Below are 15,868 nucleotides of genomic sequence, written 5' to 3'. Positions count from 1 at the left end.
TGGTCGACGTTCCTGCCCGATTTACGCGTCCGGGAAATCGGTCGTTCGCCCACAGTGGGGCTGAACGAGTGTGAATGACAGATCCTGGAACTAGCTGCATCCAATTCATGACGTCCTAAGCAAAGCCAGTTGCGCGAGCGGGACGCACTTCTCTTTAGCCACGAAGCCGGTGTAGCGGGCTTCGGACGGCTGCATGTAGAGAACGTGAAGCGGCAGATTCTCGCCCGCTAACCGCATCTCCTCTTTGAGTTGGGAAAGAGCCTCGCCGCCGGGGCCAACGATTAGAATGTCGATGTCCGCGCCAATTCCGCTTAGCGTCGAACCGAACATGTATGAATCGAAACTCGCCAGGGATTTGCAATGCCCCAATAAATGGGCGGCGACTTCACAGGCCGTCATCAGGCCGTCCTCATGCGCTCCTTCAGATTGTCCCATTTTAGCACCTCGCATCCGAGCTCTAGTCCCGCATCAACCGCTTCGGTCGTGGGGTTTCCGTTCGGATTGATGTTCCACGCAATATCTACCGGACCGAACCGCTCCCAAAGGCTGCGGACAGCGTCAGCGGTGGGTTCGTACTCTGCGATCATGCCTATCCTGAGAGAGCCCCCGCCCTTGAGGGAGACGCGGTGAACGCGGTCGAACTCCCGCAAGACCTGCGCCACGCGACCATATTGTCGAAGAAGCCTGTCTGAAAACTTGTAGACCTTGTGGGACGCAGTGTTGGCATTTCCGTCCAGGGCAGCCGAGCAGAGCGTCCCCCAATTCCCCCAGCCCACGCGATTTTCTTCAAGGTACTGGATCGCGCCACCTTCCCAGACGCAAGTCGACCGATAGCCACACATGAAATCCAACTCGGGGAATTGCTCCCTGTAACGGATCGCTATCGCCATATCGATGGTTTCATCGGGCGAAATCGCCGCGAGCACATCCGGTCGGTTTTGGGTCACGACCTTGATCACGTCACCCTCGACGTGCTCCGCAGTTGAACGCCCCGGCGGTGCGAAATTTTGGAGCGCGTACTTTACCTGCCATTTCACGAGAAGATTCTTTCCATCGATTCCGGGAAACGAATTGCGCGACCTGCGACGCCGCATACGTGTCGCTCCGACAGGCCTCGCACATGCTCCTTATATTCCGCGAAGGCTCGACGTTCATCGTCAGTGGCAAGCCCCAGATTGGCCTCGATGATCGCCTGAACGCGGTAGTGATTGGGCAGGATCACGCTCCTCATCCGCTGACTCCACGCTCCCGCAGCCTCGGATTCCGGATCATAGTCGAAGTCTGATCCGTCCACGGGTGCATATTTTTCCCAGATGGCCCTGTTTTCAGCCAGTATGCCGGTGACCGCGTCCCTCACCTGCCCACGATCGTCATATGCCCTGACCCCTTGCTTGAGCGCCAAGTTCGCGAGGTGATTATGCTTCCATTCGAGCAGCATATTGCGAGGGTAAGCCTCGGGGTCCTTATCGATCTTCGTATGACATGTCGGGCACAGAAGGATCAGGTTGTCGAACGAATCTGCGTCGAAATCGCCAGGCGGTCGGTCTTCATGGCGCGGCCCAGCATCGCCATGGGGGATGACATGCGCCATTTCCGCAATGTGCTTGTCGCCGCCCATTTCGACTGGGAATAGGGCATCAAGGCAATCAGGCTTCTGACAGTGGCCGGCAGCCGCAGCAAATAAGCGTAGTCGTGTTGCAGCCGGTATCGCCTTACGCTCTGCCATCAAAGCACCCTTTCCTCCGCCCGCAGCCGAGATATGAATGGGCGACCTTGCCCCCGCAGTCCAGTACGTTTCCGCAGAAAGCCTTCTAAACCCGCCTCCGGCTACAAGATGGCGGTCGCCTTGCACGGGCCAAATCGATGGTGGCTAGGGTATTCCCGTCACCTTGAACCCGCCCGTCCGCTTCCGTGAAGAGTTTCGGGCGCCGGGAGGCGTACGAAAGTCTCCGAGGAACGAACCCGCGGGGTGCTCCGTGAAGAGTTTCGGGCGCCGGGAGGCGTACGAAAGTCTCCGAGGAACGAACCCGCGGGGTGCAGACACAGGCCTATGGGGATTTCGTTTTTCGGCTGATCCTGGTGTCGGCGTGACGGCTCGTCGAAAGGTGCCAACTTGACGCGGAGAGGTCGTCACGTTGACCTGTCGAGCCGCTTTTCGGTGAGCCAGGATGGCCGCGAACCCGCGTGGCGTCGAGGGTTTCGGAGAAAAGCGCATATGGGATCGTCACCCGACGCGTGGCGGTTCGGGTGCCTGGTGTGGTCAGGCCATGCCGGATCATGGAGGACTCTCCCGGTTCGGCAGTGCCGCGACAGGCGGCGCACGAGGCTGGTGTCCCCGTTCGAAAACCTCGATAACTACCATGCGCCCGCCACAGCAGGGACATGGCCGGGATTCATCGGCGGGTTCCTCCGAGACCTCGGCTTCGGCCGGCGGGGCGACAGCGAGAAGCGCGCGGATGCGTTCGAGGCTTGCCTTTCGGCAGGACGCGGCAAGCAGGCCGTAATGCCGGATGCGATGGAATCCACGCGGCAGGATGTGCAGCAGGAAGCGGCGGATGAACTCGTCGGCGGAAACGGTCATGACGCGTTGCCGGTCGGCCCCCTCGCGTCGGTAGTCCTTGTAGCGGAACGTAACGCCGGCCTCGTCGAAGTCGATCAGGCGGCGGTTTGAGATGGCGACGCGGTGGGTGTAGCGCGCCAGGTAGGCGAGCACGGCCTCGGGGCCGCCGAAGGGGGGCTTGGCATAGACGACCCAACGCTTCTTCCGGACCGGAGAGAGATGGCGCAGGAATGCTCGCCTCTCGGCCAGATGGGCCGTGGCGCCAAAGAAGGCGAGTTGGCCGGAATCGTGAAGCGCAATCAGACGCGTGAGAAACAGACGACGGAACAGCGCGCCCAGCACCCTGACGGGAAGAAGGAATGCCGGACGGGACGACACCCATCGCCCGTCGGGCGCAATGCCGCCGCCGGGGACGATCATGTGCACGTGGGGATGATGCGTCAGGGCCGAGCCCCAGGTGTGGAGAACGGCGGTGATGCCGATGCGGGCGCCCAGATGCTTCGGATCCGCCGCGATCCTCAGCATCGTCTCCGACGCGGCGCGGAACAGCAGATCGTAGAGCACCGCCTTGTTGTGAAAGGCAATGCCGGCGACCTCGTCCGGCAGCGTGAAGACGACATGGAAATAGCCCACGGGGAGCAAATCGGCTTCCCGTTCCGCTAACCATGTCCGCGCGGCGGCTCCCTGACATTTGGGGCAATGTCGATTGCGGCAGCTGTTATAGGCGATCCGCCAATGCCCGCACTCCTTGCAGGCTTCGACGTGACCACCCAGCGCGGCGGTACGGCAATGCTCGATCGCCGACATGACCTTGAGCTGATGCAGGCTCAGATGGCCGGCATGGGCAGCCCGGTAGGCCGGTCCGGCAACTCGGAAGATATCGGCGACCTCGAGCGAGGCCCGCAACGGCTTAGCCGTTGGGCTCGATCTCTTCGGCCTTGAACAGAGCCAGCCTGTCGAGCGGGCTGACCACGGTGCGCACCGTCCGCGTCGCCACCTTGGTGTAGAGGGCGGTGTTCTCCAGCTTGCTGTGGCCGAGCAGGACCTGGATGATCCGGATGTCGACTCCGTCTTCCAACAGATGGGTGGCGAAGCTGTGGCGGAGCGTGTGCGGGCCGACCCGCTTGGTGATCTCCGCCGCCTGGGCCGCCTCGACCACAACACGATGCAGTTGCCGGGTGCTGATCGGCTTCATCGCGTGCTGGCCAGGGAACAACCAGCCATCGCGATGCATGACGCCCTGCTGACGTCCGAACGTCCACCACTGGCGCAACAAAGTGAGCAGATCAGGCGACAGCATCGCGTTGCGAGACCGGCCGCCTTTGCCGCGTTCGACCCTTATCAGCATGCGTTCGCTGTCGATATCGCGGACTTTGAGCGCGGAGACCTCGGCGACGCGCAGACCCGCGCCATAGGCGACCGACAAGGCCGCCTGGTGCTTGAGGCACGTCGTCGCATTCAACAGGCGGGCGACCTCTTCCCGGCTCAGCACCATCGGCAACTGGCGTGGATGGGAGATCCGCATCAGCTTGCGCGCCAGTTCGGGCCGGTCGATCGTATGAGTAAAGAAGAACCGCAGTGCCGAAACGATGCTGTTCATCGTCGGCACCGGCACGCCGGACTCACGCTGCTCCAACTGGAACTGGCGAATATCCTCCGCCGTGGCCGTGTCGGGCGAGCGCCCCAGGAATGCGGCGAAGCGCCCGACGTCACGGATATAGTTGCGCTGCGTCTCGCGTGAGAACCGGCGCATGGTCATGTCCTCGATCAACCGCTGACGCAATGGGCTGACCGGGGCGGAGGGGGGAATGAGAATGGTCATGGCATGGCTCCTCAAATCCAGTGAAGGAGCCAAAATGCTCGGACTATGCCGGCCCACACTCAACCATGGCGCAACTATCCGAACCTGACAGGCGCATCAACAAAGAACATCCATCCCGCGCAGCGGGTTCGTTCTCCGGCCCAAAGCGGACGTCGCCGAACACCGCCCCCGAATCAACACGTCAGCAGCGCCCCCACACAAACTACCCCGCTTTCAACTCCACCACGAACCGCGCCCCGCCACCTTCGCGGTTTTCCGCCCAAATCCGCCCGCCATGGGCGTCGACGATCTGTTTGCTGATGGACAGGCCCAGGCCGGAATGGGTGCCGAATTTCTCGCCCGCCGGGCGTTCGGTGTAGAAGCGGTCGAAGATGGCGTTCAGCTTGCCGTCGGGGATGCCGGGGCCGTCATCCTCGATGGTGAGGCGGATGGTCTGGCCGTGGCGGGCTGCCGCCAGCCGGATGGTGCCGCCCTCGGGCGAGAACGAGATGGCGTTGCCGATCAGGTTCCTGAGCACCTGCACCAGCCGGCCCTCGATGCCGTCCACCACCAAGGTATCGTCCGTCGGCAGGTCCAGCGGAAAATGCAGGGTTTCGGCGGTGCTGCGATAGACCTCGGCCAGGGTTGCCAGCAGCAGGGCCAGGGGCACCGGTTCGGTGTCGGCGCGGCTCATTTCCGCGTCCACGCGTGAGGCGTCGGAGATGTCGGTGATCAGCCGGTTCAGCCGCTCAACGTCGTCTTGGATGATGGCCAGCAGCTTTTTCTGCTTTTCCGGGTCGGACAGCCGTGCCGCCGTTTCCACCGCTGACCGCACGCTGGTCAGCGGGTTCTTGATCTCGTGCGCCACGTCGGCGGCGAAGCGTTCGATGGCGTCCATGCGGGCCCACAGGGCCTCGGTCATTTCCTTGAGCGCCACCGACAATTCGCCGATTTCGTCGCCGCGCCGCGACAGGTCGGGGATGCGGTGGGCGCGTCCGCGTCCGTGGCGCACCTGTTCGGCGGCCAGGGCCAGACGGCGGATGGGACGCGAGATGGTGCCGGCCATGTAGATGGACAGGGCGATGGTCACCGCCAGCGATACGGCGAAGGCCTGAAAGATGGCGACGCGCACCTGGAACAGGGCGCGGGCCACCCGGCTGCCGTCATGGCTGACCATCAGGGCGCCGACCACCTGTTTATAGCGCTGCACCGGTACCGCCACCGACAACAGAATACCGCCGGCGGGATGGCTGCGCACCACCCCTTCCGTCCGTCCGCCCAGGGCGGCGACCACTTCGGGGAAATGTTCGGCCTTTTGCTGCGGCGGCTCCAGATGCACCGGCAGGGTCTCGTCCAGCGGCATCCAGGTGGCGGCCTGTTCCCACCAGTAATCCAGGGTGGCCAGCCAACCCATCTGCCGGGGCGGGGCCAGATCCTCGATGCGGATATTGCCCTTGGCCGACAGCAGGAAGCGCGAATCGGCGGCCAGACCGCCCACCGCGTCGAACAGACGCGCGCGGATCTGCGCCGATTGCGCCAGACGGCGGACCATGTGCTGGGCCAGATCCTGGTTGATTTCCAGGAAGCCCAGCGCCTGTTCCGACACCGCGCCTTCGCCCACCGCACCGGCCATCATTTCCGCCTGGGTGGTCAGGCCGGCCAGTTCAGAGCGGATCAGGCCCTGCTTGTAGCGATCCAGGTACAGCAGGCCGGCGGCCAGGATGATCGGCGCGATCAGGTTGACCAGCAGGATGCGCCGGGTCAGCGGCGACGATAAGGGCCGCCAGCGCCGGCGCCGTTCAGGCTTCGTCACGATAGCGGTAACCGACGCCGTACAGGGTTTCGATCTGGGCGAAATCATCGTCGATGTCGCGGAACTTCTTGCGCAGGCGCTTGATGTGGCTGTCGATGGTGCGGTCGTCCACATAGATGCTTTCGCCGTAGGCGGCGTCGATCAACTGGTCGCGGTTCTTGACGTGGCCGGGGCGGCTGGCCAGGGATTTCAGGATCAGGAACTCGGTCACCGTCAGATCCACCTGCTTGCCGCTCCAGGTGCAGATATGGCGGCCCGGGTCCAGCACCAGCGGGCCACGCACGATGGCCGCGTTGGCGGCACTGGTGTCGCCGCCCTCGGCATTGGCGTCGAGACGGCGCAGCAGGGCGCGGATGCGTTCGATCAACAGCTTTTGCGAAAACGGTTTCTTGATGTAATCGTCGGCGCCCATGCGCAGGCCCAGCAATTCGTCGATCTCGTCGTCCTTCGAGGTCAGGAAGATCACCGGGATGGCCGATTGCTTGCGCAGGCGCTGCAACAATTCCATGCCGTCCATGCGCGGCATCTTGATGTCGAGCACGGCGAGGTCGACCGGCTGGCTGGTCAGGCCGCGCAGGGCCTCGGCCCCGTCGGAATAGGTGCGGACCTTGTAGCCCTCGGCCTCCAGCGCCATGGAAACCGAGGTCAGGATATTGCGGTCGTCGTCGACCAAGGCGATGGTGTGGGCCACGTTTTTGATACCCTTACGGCAGGAAGTCCGGCCACAGGGTGCCTAATCCCGCGGTTCGGGGCAATTGACTTTGCCATTGTGGCGAAATTATAGTCTGCACCGATGGTTCCCCAGATTTTGGGGTGAAAAGGGAATCCGGTATCGTCCTGTTGGGGCGTAAGCCGGGGCTGCCCCCGCAACTGTAGGCGGATAGGTTCGGTCGCTTTTAAAGATCGCCACTGGCTCGTCGTCAAGGTTTCCACCGACGTACGAACAAAGCCGGGAAGGCTGTTGACCGCACCCGTGACCCGCAAGCCAGGAGACCTGCCATCGCACCCGCGTGCGCACGCTTCATCGGGCGGGGTGACCCGAAGAAGTGCTCTGGCTCCTATTCTCTGGGGGGCCGGAAGTGCGTCCGCTTTCGCGGTTTGAAGGTGGAATATTATGCATATCATGGAAGGTTTTCTTCCCGCCGGCCACGCGCTGGCCTGGACCGCCGTCTCGGCGCCGTTCGTCTTTGTCGGTGTCGCCCGGTTGCGCAAGGTGTTGCGCGATCGCCCGGAGATGCGCCTGACCCTGGCCGCCGCCGGCGCCTTCGCCTTTGTCCTGTCGGCCTTGAAGTTGCCCAGCGTCACCGGGTCGTGCTCGCACCCCACCGGTACCGGCCTGGGGGCCATGGTGGTTGGACCGGCGGCGACCACGGTGCTGGGCACCATCGTGCTTCTGTTCCAATCCCTGTTGCTGGCCCATGGCGGGCTGACCACCTTGGGCGCCAACGTGTTTTCCATGGCGGTGGCCGGACCCTGGATCGCCTTCGGCGTGTGGAAGCTGGCCGGAAGGCTGGGCGCGCCCGTGGGCTTGGCGGTGTTCCTGGGCGCGGCCTTGGGCGATCTGGGCACCTATGTGGTGACCTCGGCCCAATTGGCCTTGGCTTTTCCCGATGAAATCAGCGGCTATGGCGGCGCCTTCGCCAAGTTCGCCGGCATTTTCGCCCTGACCCAGATTCCGCTGGCCATCGCCGAGGGTCTGCTGACCGTGGTGGTGATGAATGCCCTGGTCGGACGCCAGATCAAGCTGGAGGTGCGGGCATGAGCGCGCGTCTGAACTGGCTGCTGGTCGGTCTGGCGGTGTTGATCGCCGCCGCCCCCATGATCCTGGGTTTGCCGGGGGAATATGGCGGTGCCGATGATCGGGCCAAGTCGGCCATCGAGGAAACCGGCTATCAGCCGTGGTTCCAATCGGTGTGGGAACCGCCCTCGGGCGAAATCGCCAGCATGCTGTTTGCCTTGCAGGCCGCCTTGGGGGCCGGCGTGGTCGGCTATGTCATCGGCAGGCTGCAGGGCCGGCGCGAGCGACTGAAATGATCGAAGCCGATCGGCTGGCCCATGTCAGCCGGTGGCGGCCCTTGCCGCTGGCGGAAAAGTCTCTGTTATCCCTGGGGTTGCTGATCCTGGCCATGGCGTTGCCGCCATGGCCGGGTGGCGCCCTGGTGCTGGCGGCGGCTTCGGCCTCGGCCTTGCGCTCGGGGGTGCCGACCGTGGCTTGGCTGCGGCTGCTGGCGGCGCCCAGCCTGTTCATCGTCACCGGTGCCGCCACCTTGCTGGTGCAGGTGGGCGGCGATGGGTTCGCCCTGGCTGCCGATGGCGGGGCCCAGGCCGGCGCCTTGATGCTGCGGGCCCTGGCCGCCGTATCGGCGCTGTTGCTGCTGACCGTCACCACCCCCATGGCGGCGCTGCTGCACGGCCTGCGCCGCTTGGGCCTGCCCGAGGAATTGGTGGAGGTGACCATGACCACCTATCGCTTCATTTTCATTTTGCTGGATACGGCTTCGGCCATGCATGCCAGTCAGATGGCCCGGCTGGGTGGGCAAAGCTGGCGCACCCGCATCCGCTCCGCCGGTCTGCTGGCGGCGGCGTTGCTGCCGCGTGCGCTGGATCAGGCGCGGCGGTTGGAGGTGGGATTGCTGGCCCGCGGCTATGACGGCAGCTTACGGACCCTGGCCCCGGCTCCGGCCCCGCGCTTGCGGCGGCTGGCCCTGATCGGCGGCGGGTTGGCGGCGTTGGCGGGGGTAGGCCTGTGGATGTGATCCTGGAAGCACGCAGCCTGGTCCACGCCTATGCCGGTGGCGTCGAGGCGTTGTCGGATTTGTGTCTGACGGTTCCGCGCGGTCAGCGTCTGGCCATTCTCGGCCCCAATGGCGCCGGCAAGACCACCTTGCTGATGCATCTCAACGGCACCTTGCGGCCCAGTGCCGGTCAGGTTCTGCTGGATGGCCAGAAGGTGGGCTATGGCCGTGCCGACCTCAACCGCTGGCGCCGCCGCGTCGGTCTGGTGTTGCAGGAGCCCGACGATCAGTTGTTCGCCGCCAATGTGGCCGAGGATGTGTCGTTCGGCCCCCTGAACCTGGGATTACCCGAGGCCGAGGCGGCCCAGCGGGTGGCCGAGGCGCTGGAATCCTTACGCATTTCCCACTTGGCCGACCGTCCCACCCACATGCTGTCGTTCGGGCAGAAAAAGCGGGTGGCCATCGCCGGTGCCGTGGCCATGCGGCCCGAGGTGTTGTTGCTGGACGAGCCGTCGGCGGGGCTGGATGCCATGGGCACCGCCCATCTGTTGGCCGCGCTCGACAGGTTGCAGGCCATGGGCACCACCTTGGTCTTCACTACCCACGATGTTGATCTGGCCTGGGCTTGGTCGGACGCGGTGGCTCTGTTCCATCAGGGGCGGGTCATCGGCCAGGGAACGGCGGAACAGATCCTGGGCGATGCCGATACCCTGGCCCAGGTCCATCTGAAGCCGCCCTTCGCTCTTGCTTTGGGGTTGAAGGCGCGGCAAATGGGCTGGCTGGACTTTGACCAGGATTTGCCGCGCAGTCGCGCCGATAGCTTGGCTCTGCTCGACCGATTGGGCCGGTAGGTCTCCGTCATTCATACCATTGTAATATATCATTGCGCTGTGCGTTACGTCCGGCGTGAATGGTGTTTTCATTCTCACGCTACATTGGTTCCATTCTAAATCAACCGAATGGAATGAGGCATGAGGGCACTGCGCATTCACTGGACCCAAGCGGAAACCACGGCAGGGCATCACGACACCGTGTCGGTTCCCGATCGGCCCGAGGTCGATCGCGATGAGGCATTGGATCAAGTGTTCGCGCGGATTGCCGCGGCTTTGCCGGACCTTTCCGCTCGTCAGGAATCAATCCAAAGGGATGGGCGTGTCGAGGTCGCCTCCAGCGACATGGTCCTGCTGTTTCGCTGGTTGAACGGTCGCTGACCAGACGCCGCCGGCTCTTTTTCCCGCCCCACGAAAGAGCCGGTGGTCGGGGGCCCCCTTTCCCGCTTCGGCGGGAAAGGGGGGTGACCTTTGCCGGTCACGGCCAGCTCTGCCATGATGACGCCCACGACCAATGTCACGGATGCATCATGGATCAGGCCGCCGCGCAAGACTTGCCCCAGGACAACAAGCTGGCATCGCGCCGGGTGGTGCGGGCGTGCCGCAAGGCAGTCTTGTCCACCTTGCTGGCCGAAGGCGGCGCCCCCTATGGATCGTTGGTGACGGTAGCCCTGGATCACGACCTGTCGCCGATCCTGCTGTTGTCGGCCATGTCCGACCACAGTCGCAACATCGCTGGCGATGCTCGGGTGTCACTGTTGTTCGATGGCACCGATGGCCATCCCAATCCGCAGACCGGACCGCGCGTCACCGTGATGGGGCGGGCTGAGAAAACCGGTGACCCGCGTTTGCGGGCGCGTTTTCTGGCGCGTCATCCGGGGGCGGCCCTTTATGCGGAGTTCGCCGATTTCAGCTTCTGGCGGGTGGTGCCGGAGCGGGCTCACTTTGTCGGCGGTTTCGGGCGGGCGGTATGGTTGCCGGCACCTTTCGGCATCGATCCGACGGTGGCGGCCGCCTTTGCCGTCGCCCCCGAGCCCGCTGGGATCGTCGGGTGGGATTTGGATGGGGTTGATGTGATACGCGGTGATGTGTCGATGCGTATCTCTTTTGACCGTCCCGTCGAAAGTCCGGCAAGCGCGCACAACGCCTGGGAAAACTTGCAATTTCAAGGCCAGAAATGAGCATTCCTCAGGGCAGACATGACAGCAATATTATTGCGTCCTGACCGAGAGGCGAGTATCTTCCCCACCTCTTCAGGCGGTGGTGCGGCCTTATAGCGCCATGCGGGGATGACCCTACAACGCCCGGTCCGGCGGTTCGGACTGGCGATCAGGGCGACTTCCCTAAAAAAAGGGACGGAGAAAGGCAGATTATGAGCAATATCGGTATCCCCGGCGGAACGACGATCAATGCCGGCCTGCTGGCATGGATCGACGAGATGGCGAAGCTGTGCAAACCCGACAGCATTCACATCTGCGATGGTTCCCAGGCGGAATACGATGCCCTGTGCGCCCAGATGGTGGCCGCGGGCACCATGATCAAATTGAACGAGGCCAAGCGCCCCAATTCCTATCTGTGCCGTTCCGACCCGCGCGACGTTGCCCGTGTCGAAGACCGCACCTTCATCTGCTCGGTCTCCAAGGCTGATGCCGGCCCCACCAATAATTGGATGGCCCCGGACGAGATGAAGGTCCGCATGACCAAGCTGTATGACGGCTGCATGAAGGGCCGCACCATGTATGTGGTGCCGTTCTCCATGGGGCCGTTGGGCTCGGATATCGCTCATATCGGCGTGCAGATCACCGATTCGGCCTATGCTGTCGTCAACATGAAGATCATGACCCGTATGGGTCAAAAGGTGCTGGACCTGATCGGCAAGGACGGCGAGTTCGTCAAGTGCCTGCATTCGATCGGCGCCCCGCTGGCCGCCGGTCAGGCTGACGTGCAGTGGCCGTGCAACCCGGACAACATCACCATCAGCCATTTCCCGGAAGAGCGTGCCATCTGGTCGTACGGCTCGGGCTACGGCGGCAACGCGCTGTTGGGCAAGAAGTGCTTCGCGCTCCGCATCGCCTCGACCATGGCCCGCGACGAAGGCTGGCTGGCCGAACACATGCTGATCGTCGGTGTCGAGAATCCGCAGGGTGAAAAGACCTATGTGGGCGCCGCCTTCCCGTCGGCTTGCGGCAAGACCAACTTCGCCATGCTGCAGCCGCCCAAGGGCTTCGACGGCTGGAAGATCTGGACCGTGGGCGACGACATCGCCTGGATCAAGCCCGGTGCCGATGGCAAGTTCTACGCCATCAACCCGGAGGCCGGCTTCTTCGGCGTCGCCCCCGGCACCGGTGCGTCGACCAATGCCAACGCCATGGCCGCTTGCGCTTCCAACTCCATCTTCACCAATGTCGGCCTGACCGATGACGGCGACGTGTGGTGGGAAGGCATGACCGACGAAAAGCCGGCCCATCTGATCGACTGGAAGGGCCGCGACTGGACCCCGGATTCGACCGAACCGGCGGCCCACCCCAATGCCCGCTTCACCGCTCCGGTGTCGCAGTGCCCGTCGGTGGACCCGGATTGGGAAAACCCGGCCGGCGTGCCCATCTCGGCCTTCATCTTCGGCGGTCGTCTGTCCAAGACCATGCCGCTGGTCTACCAGTCGTTCAACTGGGCGCATGGCGTCTATCTGGCCGCCACCATGGGCTCGGAAGCCACCGCCGCCGCAGTCGGCCAGGCCGCCATCCGCCGCGATCCCTTCGCCATGCTGCCGTTCTGCGGCTACAACATGGCCGATTACTTCAGCCACTGGCTGTCCATGGGCCGCAAGGTCGCCAACCCGCCGCCGATCTTCCGCGTCAATTGGTTCCGTAAGGATGCCAACGGCAAGTTCATGTGGCCGGGTTTCGGCGACAACATGCGCGTGCTCAAGTGGATCGTCGACCGTGTCCATGGCCGCGCCCAGGGCGTGGAAAGCCCGTTCGGTCATGTGCCGACCTTCGACGACATCGAATGGAAGGGCTTGGACTATCCCAAGGACAAGTTCCAGGAACTGATGTCCATCGACCGCGAACAAGGTGTGGTCGAGGCGCGCAGCCAGGAGGAACTGTTCGACAAGTTCCTGCATCGCCTGCCGGGCGAGTTCCTGGCCCTGCGCGAATTGCTGAAGGCCCGCCTGTGGCGTTCGCCGGAAAAGTGGGAACTGTAAAAGGTTCCGCCGTGATCAAGACCCCCGCCGGCAACGGCGGGGGTTTTTGTTTGCGTGGGTTAAATCTCATACTGACATAAAGATATCTTTATATGGTGTTGCCTTTTGCCAGGGCTCCTGCTAAAAGCGTGACCATGTAAACCCAGCGAAAGGCAAAAGACCGTCATGACTGATTATAAGGTTGCCGATATCGGCTTGGCCGCTTGGGGCCGCAAGGAACTGGACATCGCCGAATCCGAGATGCCCGGCCTGATGGCCACCCGCGAAGAATTCGGCCCCAGCCAGCCGTTGAAGGGTGCCCGCATCGCCGGTTCCCTGCACATGACCATTCAGACCGGCGTGCTGATCGAGACCTTGCAGGCGCTGGGCGCCGACATCCGCTGGGCGTCGTGCAACATCTTCTCGACCCAGGACCACGCCGCCGCCGCCATCGCCGAAGCGGGCATCCCGGTGTTCGCCGTCAAGGGCGAGAGCTTGGAAGAATACTGGGACTACACCCATCGCATCTTCGAATGGGCCGATGGCGGTTGCCCCAACATGATCCTGGATGATGGCGGCGACGCGACTTTGCTGATCCATCTGGGCATGCGCGCCGAAAAGGACCTTTCGGTCCTGGCCAACCCCACCTGCGAGGAAGAAGAGGTTCTGTTCGCTTCCATCAAGAAGAAGCTGGAAACCGATCCGACCTTCTATACCCGCAACGGCGTTGCCATCCGTGGCGTCACCGAGGAAACCACCACCGGCGTGCATCGCCTGTACGAGATGGAAAAGAAGGGCACCTTGTTGTGGCCGGCCATCAACGTCAACGATTCGGTGACCAAGTCCAAGTTCGACAACAAGTATGGTTGCCGTGAGAGCTTGGTCGACGGCATCCGCCGCGCCACCGACGTCATGCTGGCCGGCAAGGTCGCCGTGGTCGCCGGCTTCGGCGACGTGGGCAAGGGCTCGGCCGAATCTTTGGCGTCCCAGGGCTGCCGCGTCATCGTCACCGAAATCGACCCCATCTGCGCTCTTCAGGCCTGCATGGAAGGCTATGAGGTGTTGACCATGGAAGAAGCCGCGCCGCGCGGCGACATCTTCGTCACCACCACCGGCAATGTGGACGTGATCACCGTCGATCACATGCGCGCCATGAAGGATCGCGCCATCGTCTGCAATATCGGCCACTTCGACAGCGAAATTCAGGTCGCCGGCCTGAAGAACTTCAAGTGGAACAACATCAAGCCGCAGGTCGATGAAATCGGTTTCCCCGATGGCAAGCGCATCCTGCTGCTGGCCGAAGGCCGTCTGGTCAATCTGGGCTGCGCCACCGGTCACCCCAGCTTCGTCATGTCGGCGTCGTTCACCAACCAGGTGCTGGCCCAGATCGAATTGTTCGCCAACAACGCTGACGGCAAGTATGCCAAGAGCGTATATGTGCTGCCCAAGCACCTGGACGAAAAGGTCGCCGCTCTGCATCTGGCCAAGCTGGGCGCCAGCCTGACCAAGCTGAACGCCAAGCAGTCCGAATACATTGGCGTCGCGGTGGAAGGCCCGTTCAAGCCGGAAACCTATCGCTACTGATCGGTCGCAGCGGTTTACCGCAATCAGCCCCCCCCCGTTTCGGGCGGGGGTTTTGCTTTGTGCCGCGGCTTGCGTGTCGCGTTATCGATATATACCATGCGCATATGTCGATACGGTGAGTTAACCATGTCTCGTGTGGCCCGTCTGTCCTGGTTGCTGCGGTCGTCTTTTGCCCATGTACGGCGGTCTCCTGGCTGTGCGGATCTGGCGCGCATGGCGGTGGCCGCGTATGATCCTGTCAGTGATGTGGTTTCGGCCCGCTGTCATGCGGGGCAAGGGCACGAGGTGCTGGACAGTCACGAATTTGTGCTGGCGGAGATGCCCAGTCTGAGCTTGTTGGCGTCGGGGCGGCAGCCCCGGGTGATCCATGACCTGCCCCAGGGGCAGGCGGCGACACCACATATGTTGGCCATGCGGGCGGCGGGACTGCGCTCAAGCTTGACCATGCCGTTGCTGGAATGCGATGAATTGCGCGGCTTTTTGTTCCTGAACGCGCGGGTCAGCCATTTCTTCAACGAGGCGAGATTGCTGCGTCTTGAGCCATTCATGGCCACCTTGCCGGGCCTGATTTTGCGTGAGATGATTCGTGAGTTTGAAGGCTTGACTCTGGCTTCGTCCCGAGTATAGTTGCGCCCTCTCGCGCCGGGTATTTCTTGGCGCGCAAGTTCATTTTTGCGGTAGGAAGTCGTGATGTTCGCAGTCATTCAGACCGGCGGTAAGCAGTACAAGGTCGCCAACGGCGACGTGATCCGCGTCGAAAAGCTGGCCGGTGAGGCCGGTGGTTCGGTTGTGCTTGACCAGGTGCTGATGGTCGGCGAAAAGATCGGTGCCCCGCTGGTGGACGGCGCCAAGGTTGTCGCCGAAGTGGTCGCCCAGGCCCGTGGCCCCAAGCTGATCGTGTTCAAGAAGCGCCGCCGTCAAAGCTCGCGCCGCAAGAACGGCCATCGCCAGGATATCACCATCCTGCGCATCACCGACATCACCGCCGGCTGATCCGGTCTGAGTAAGGAGTAATACCATGGCTCATAAAAAGGCTGGTGGCTCGTCCCGCAACGGTCGCGATTCTGACGGCCAGCGACTGGGCGTAAAGAAGTTTGGCGGCGAAGTCGTGATCCCGGGCAACATCCTGGTCCGTCAGCGCGGCACCAAGTTCTATCCCGGCGCCAATGTCGGCATGGGCAAGGATCACACCTTGTTCGCCAAGGAAACCGGCAAGGTCGTGTTCCGTCACAAGGCCGAAGGCCGCACCTTCGTGTGCGTCGAGCCGCTGCCGGAAGCCGCTGAATAATCAGCCGTTTCCTGCGCACGGGTTTTAGATCAGGGGAACGGTCCGCCGTTCCCCTTTTCGTATTTGCACATCA

General features: G+C 63.1%; 18 protein-coding genes and 1 riboswitch. Of the genes, 11 read left to right on the top strand and 7 right to left on the bottom strand.

The features are described from left to right. Positions 1-105: 105 nt before the first annotated feature. The 7 genes from MGMSRV2_RS08905 to MGMSRV2_RS08875 form a co-directional block, all read right to left on the bottom strand. The gene (locus MGMSRV2_RS08905; protein ID WP_024080015.1) at positions 106-399 is read right to left on the bottom strand and encodes a nucleotidyltransferase family protein; all 294 of its coding nucleotides are present in this window, start codon (positions 397-399) and stop codon (positions 106-108) included. After that, positions 399-959 carry a hypothetical protein gene (locus tag MGMSRV2_RS21600; RefSeq protein WP_197538557.1) on the bottom strand — a complete coding sequence of 187 codons (561 nt, stop codon included), beginning with the start codon at positions 957-959 and terminating at the stop codon, positions 399-401. Before MGMSRV2_RS21600 ends, MGMSRV2_RS08905 begins: the two co-directional genes overlap by 1 nt. A 74-nt stretch (positions 960-1,033) precedes the next feature. Further along, positions 1,034-1,726 (bottom strand): HNH endonuclease, encoded by a 693-nt coding sequence (locus tag MGMSRV2_RS08895; RefSeq protein WP_024080012.1) that lies wholly within the window; start codon positions 1,724-1,726, stop codon positions 1,034-1,036. Positions 1,727-2,275: 549 nt separating this feature from the next. Further along, positions 2,276-3,466: an IS91 family transposase gene (locus MGMSRV2_RS08890; RefSeq protein WP_024078894.1), complete on the bottom strand. Its 1,191-nt coding sequence runs from the start codon at positions 3,464-3,466 to the stop codon at positions 2,276-2,278. Positions 3,467-3,470: 4 nt separating this feature from the next. Then, positions 3,471-4,382 carry a tyrosine-type recombinase/integrase gene (locus tag MGMSRV2_RS08885; RefSeq protein ID WP_024078893.1) on the bottom strand — a complete coding sequence of 304 codons (912 nt, stop codon included), beginning with the start codon at positions 4,380-4,382 and terminating at the stop codon, positions 3,471-3,473. A 202-nt stretch (positions 4,383-4,584) separates the two neighbouring features. Beyond that, positions 4,585-6,174: a stimulus-sensing domain-containing protein gene (locus MGMSRV2_RS08880; RefSeq protein ID WP_242410730.1), complete on the bottom strand. Its 1,590-nt coding sequence runs from the start codon at positions 6,172-6,174 to the stop codon at positions 4,585-4,587. Beyond that, on the bottom strand, positions 6,161-6,865 hold the full coding sequence (locus MGMSRV2_RS08875) for a response regulator transcription factor (protein ID WP_024080010.1): 705 nt from the start codon (positions 6,863-6,865) through the stop codon (positions 6,161-6,163). The genes MGMSRV2_RS08880 and MGMSRV2_RS08875 overlap by 14 nt, the downstream gene beginning before the upstream one ends. Before the next feature lie 86 nt (positions 6,866-6,951). Next, positions 6,952-7,190, top strand: a riboswitch (cobalamin riboswitch). 107 nt (positions 7,191-7,297) lie between these two features. Here MGMSRV2_RS08875 and MGMSRV2_RS08870 point away from each other — a divergent pair. From MGMSRV2_RS08870 to rpmA, 11 genes are all read left to right on the top strand, one after another. Further along, entirely contained in the window at positions 7,298-7,936 is a 639-nt protein-coding gene (locus MGMSRV2_RS08870; RefSeq protein ID WP_234016931.1) for an energy-coupling factor ABC transporter permease, read from the top strand. Beyond that, positions 7,933-8,208, top strand: a complete 276-nt coding sequence (locus MGMSRV2_RS08865; RefSeq protein ID WP_024080008.1) for an energy-coupling factor ABC transporter substrate-binding protein — start codon at positions 7,933-7,935, stop codon at positions 8,206-8,208. The genes MGMSRV2_RS08870 and MGMSRV2_RS08865 overlap by 4 nt, the downstream gene beginning before the upstream one ends. Continuing rightward, positions 8,205-8,930 (top strand): cobalt ECF transporter T component CbiQ, encoded by a 726-nt coding sequence (gene cbiQ, locus MGMSRV2_RS08860; protein ID WP_024080007.1) that lies wholly within the window; start codon positions 8,205-8,207, stop codon positions 8,928-8,930. Before MGMSRV2_RS08865 ends, cbiQ begins: the two co-directional genes overlap by 4 nt. Next, a complete protein-coding gene (locus MGMSRV2_RS08855) occupies positions 8,921-9,760 on the top strand; it encodes an energy-coupling factor ABC transporter ATP-binding protein (RefSeq protein WP_242410729.1) in 840 nt (279 codons plus the stop codon). Before cbiQ ends, MGMSRV2_RS08855 begins: the two co-directional genes overlap by 10 nt. Before the next feature lie 120 nt (positions 9,761-9,880). Continuing rightward, positions 9,881-10,120, top strand: a complete 240-nt coding sequence (locus MGMSRV2_RS08850) for a hypothetical protein (protein ID WP_024080005.1) — start codon at positions 9,881-9,883, stop codon at positions 10,118-10,120. Positions 10,121-10,269: 149 nt separating this feature from the next. Next, positions 10,270-10,920 carry a HugZ family pyridoxamine 5'-phosphate oxidase gene (locus tag MGMSRV2_RS08845; protein ID WP_024080004.1) on the top strand — a complete coding sequence of 217 codons (651 nt, stop codon included), beginning with the start codon at positions 10,270-10,272 and terminating at the stop codon, positions 10,918-10,920. 191 nt (positions 10,921-11,111) lie between these two features. Continuing rightward, positions 11,112-12,944, top strand: a complete 1,833-nt coding sequence (locus MGMSRV2_RS08840) for a phosphoenolpyruvate carboxykinase (GTP) (protein ID WP_024080003.1) — start codon at positions 11,112-11,114, stop codon at positions 12,942-12,944. A 165-nt stretch (positions 12,945-13,109) separates the two neighbouring features. Next, positions 13,110-14,507, top strand: coding sequence for an adenosylhomocysteinase (gene ahcY / locus MGMSRV2_RS08835; RefSeq protein ID WP_024080002.1), 1,398 nt, complete (start codon positions 13,110-13,112; stop codon positions 14,505-14,507). Between the two features lie 213 nt (positions 14,508-14,720). Beyond that, the gene (locus tag MGMSRV2_RS08830) at positions 14,721-15,134 is read left to right on the top strand and encodes a GAF domain-containing protein (RefSeq protein ID WP_041633538.1); all 414 of its coding nucleotides are present in this window, start codon (positions 14,721-14,723) and stop codon (positions 15,132-15,134) included. A 63-nt stretch (positions 15,135-15,197) separates the two neighbouring features. Next, the gene (rplU, locus tag MGMSRV2_RS08825; RefSeq protein ID WP_024080000.1) at positions 15,198-15,500 is read left to right on the top strand and encodes a 50S ribosomal protein L21; all 303 of its coding nucleotides are present in this window, start codon (positions 15,198-15,200) and stop codon (positions 15,498-15,500) included. Positions 15,501-15,525: 25 nt separating this feature from the next. Continuing rightward, positions 15,526-15,795 (top strand): 50S ribosomal protein L27, encoded by a 270-nt coding sequence (gene rpmA, locus MGMSRV2_RS08820; RefSeq protein WP_024079999.1) that lies wholly within the window; start codon positions 15,526-15,528, stop codon positions 15,793-15,795. Positions 15,796-15,868: the final 73 nt, after the last annotated feature.

This window comes from Magnetospirillum gryphiswaldense MSR-1 v2, from assembly GCF_000513295.1.
Classification (GTDB): domain Bacteria; phylum Pseudomonadota; class Alphaproteobacteria; order Rhodospirillales; family Magnetospirillaceae; genus Magnetospirillum; species Magnetospirillum gryphiswaldense.
The sequence above is the reverse complement of the archived record's forward strand: the minus strand, read 5'-3'. Positions and strand labels throughout refer to the sequence as shown.

Excerpts from the sequence above, each read along its gene's own strand:
- rplU (WP_024080000.1), top strand. The coding sequence starts at position 15,198 with ATGTTCGCAGTCATTCAGACCGGCGGTAAGCAGTACAAGGTCGCCAAC.
- MGMSRV2_RS08840 (WP_024080003.1), top strand. The coding sequence starts at position 11,112 with ATGAGCAATATCGGTATCCCCGGCGGAACGACGATCAATGCCGGCCTG.
- MGMSRV2_RS08885 (WP_024078893.1), bottom strand. The coding sequence starts at position 4,382 with ATGACCATTCTCATTCCCCCCTCCGCCCCGGTCAGCCCATTGCGTCAG.
- MGMSRV2_RS08865 (WP_024080008.1), top strand. The coding sequence starts at position 7,933 with ATGAGCGCGCGTCTGAACTGGCTGCTGGTCGGTCTGGCGGTGTTGATC.
- MGMSRV2_RS08905 (WP_024080015.1), bottom strand. The coding sequence starts at position 399 with ATGACGGCCTGTGAAGTCGCCGCCCATTTATTGGGGCATTGCAAATCC.
- cbiQ (WP_024080007.1), top strand. The coding sequence starts at position 8,205 with ATGATCGAAGCCGATCGGCTGGCCCATGTCAGCCGGTGGCGGCCCTTG.
- MGMSRV2_RS08830 (WP_041633538.1), top strand. The coding sequence starts at position 14,721 with ATGGCGGTGGCCGCGTATGATCCTGTCAGTGATGTGGTTTCGGCCCGC.
- ahcY (WP_024080002.1), top strand. The coding sequence starts at position 13,110 with ATGACTGATTATAAGGTTGCCGATATCGGCTTGGCCGCTTGGGGCCGC.
- MGMSRV2_RS08845 (WP_024080004.1), top strand. The coding sequence starts at position 10,270 with ATGGATCAGGCCGCCGCGCAAGACTTGCCCCAGGACAACAAGCTGGCA.
- MGMSRV2_RS08870 (WP_234016931.1), top strand. The coding sequence starts at position 7,298 with ATGGAAGGTTTTCTTCCCGCCGGCCACGCGCTGGCCTGGACCGCCGTC.
- MGMSRV2_RS08895 (WP_024080012.1), bottom strand. The coding sequence starts at position 1,726 with ATGGCAGAGCGTAAGGCGATACCGGCTGCAACACGACTACGCTTATTT.
- MGMSRV2_RS08850 (WP_024080005.1), top strand. The coding sequence starts at position 9,881 with ATGAGGGCACTGCGCATTCACTGGACCCAAGCGGAAACCACGGCAGGG.
- rpmA (WP_024079999.1), top strand. The coding sequence starts at position 15,526 with ATGGCTCATAAAAAGGCTGGTGGCTCGTCCCGCAACGGTCGCGATTCT.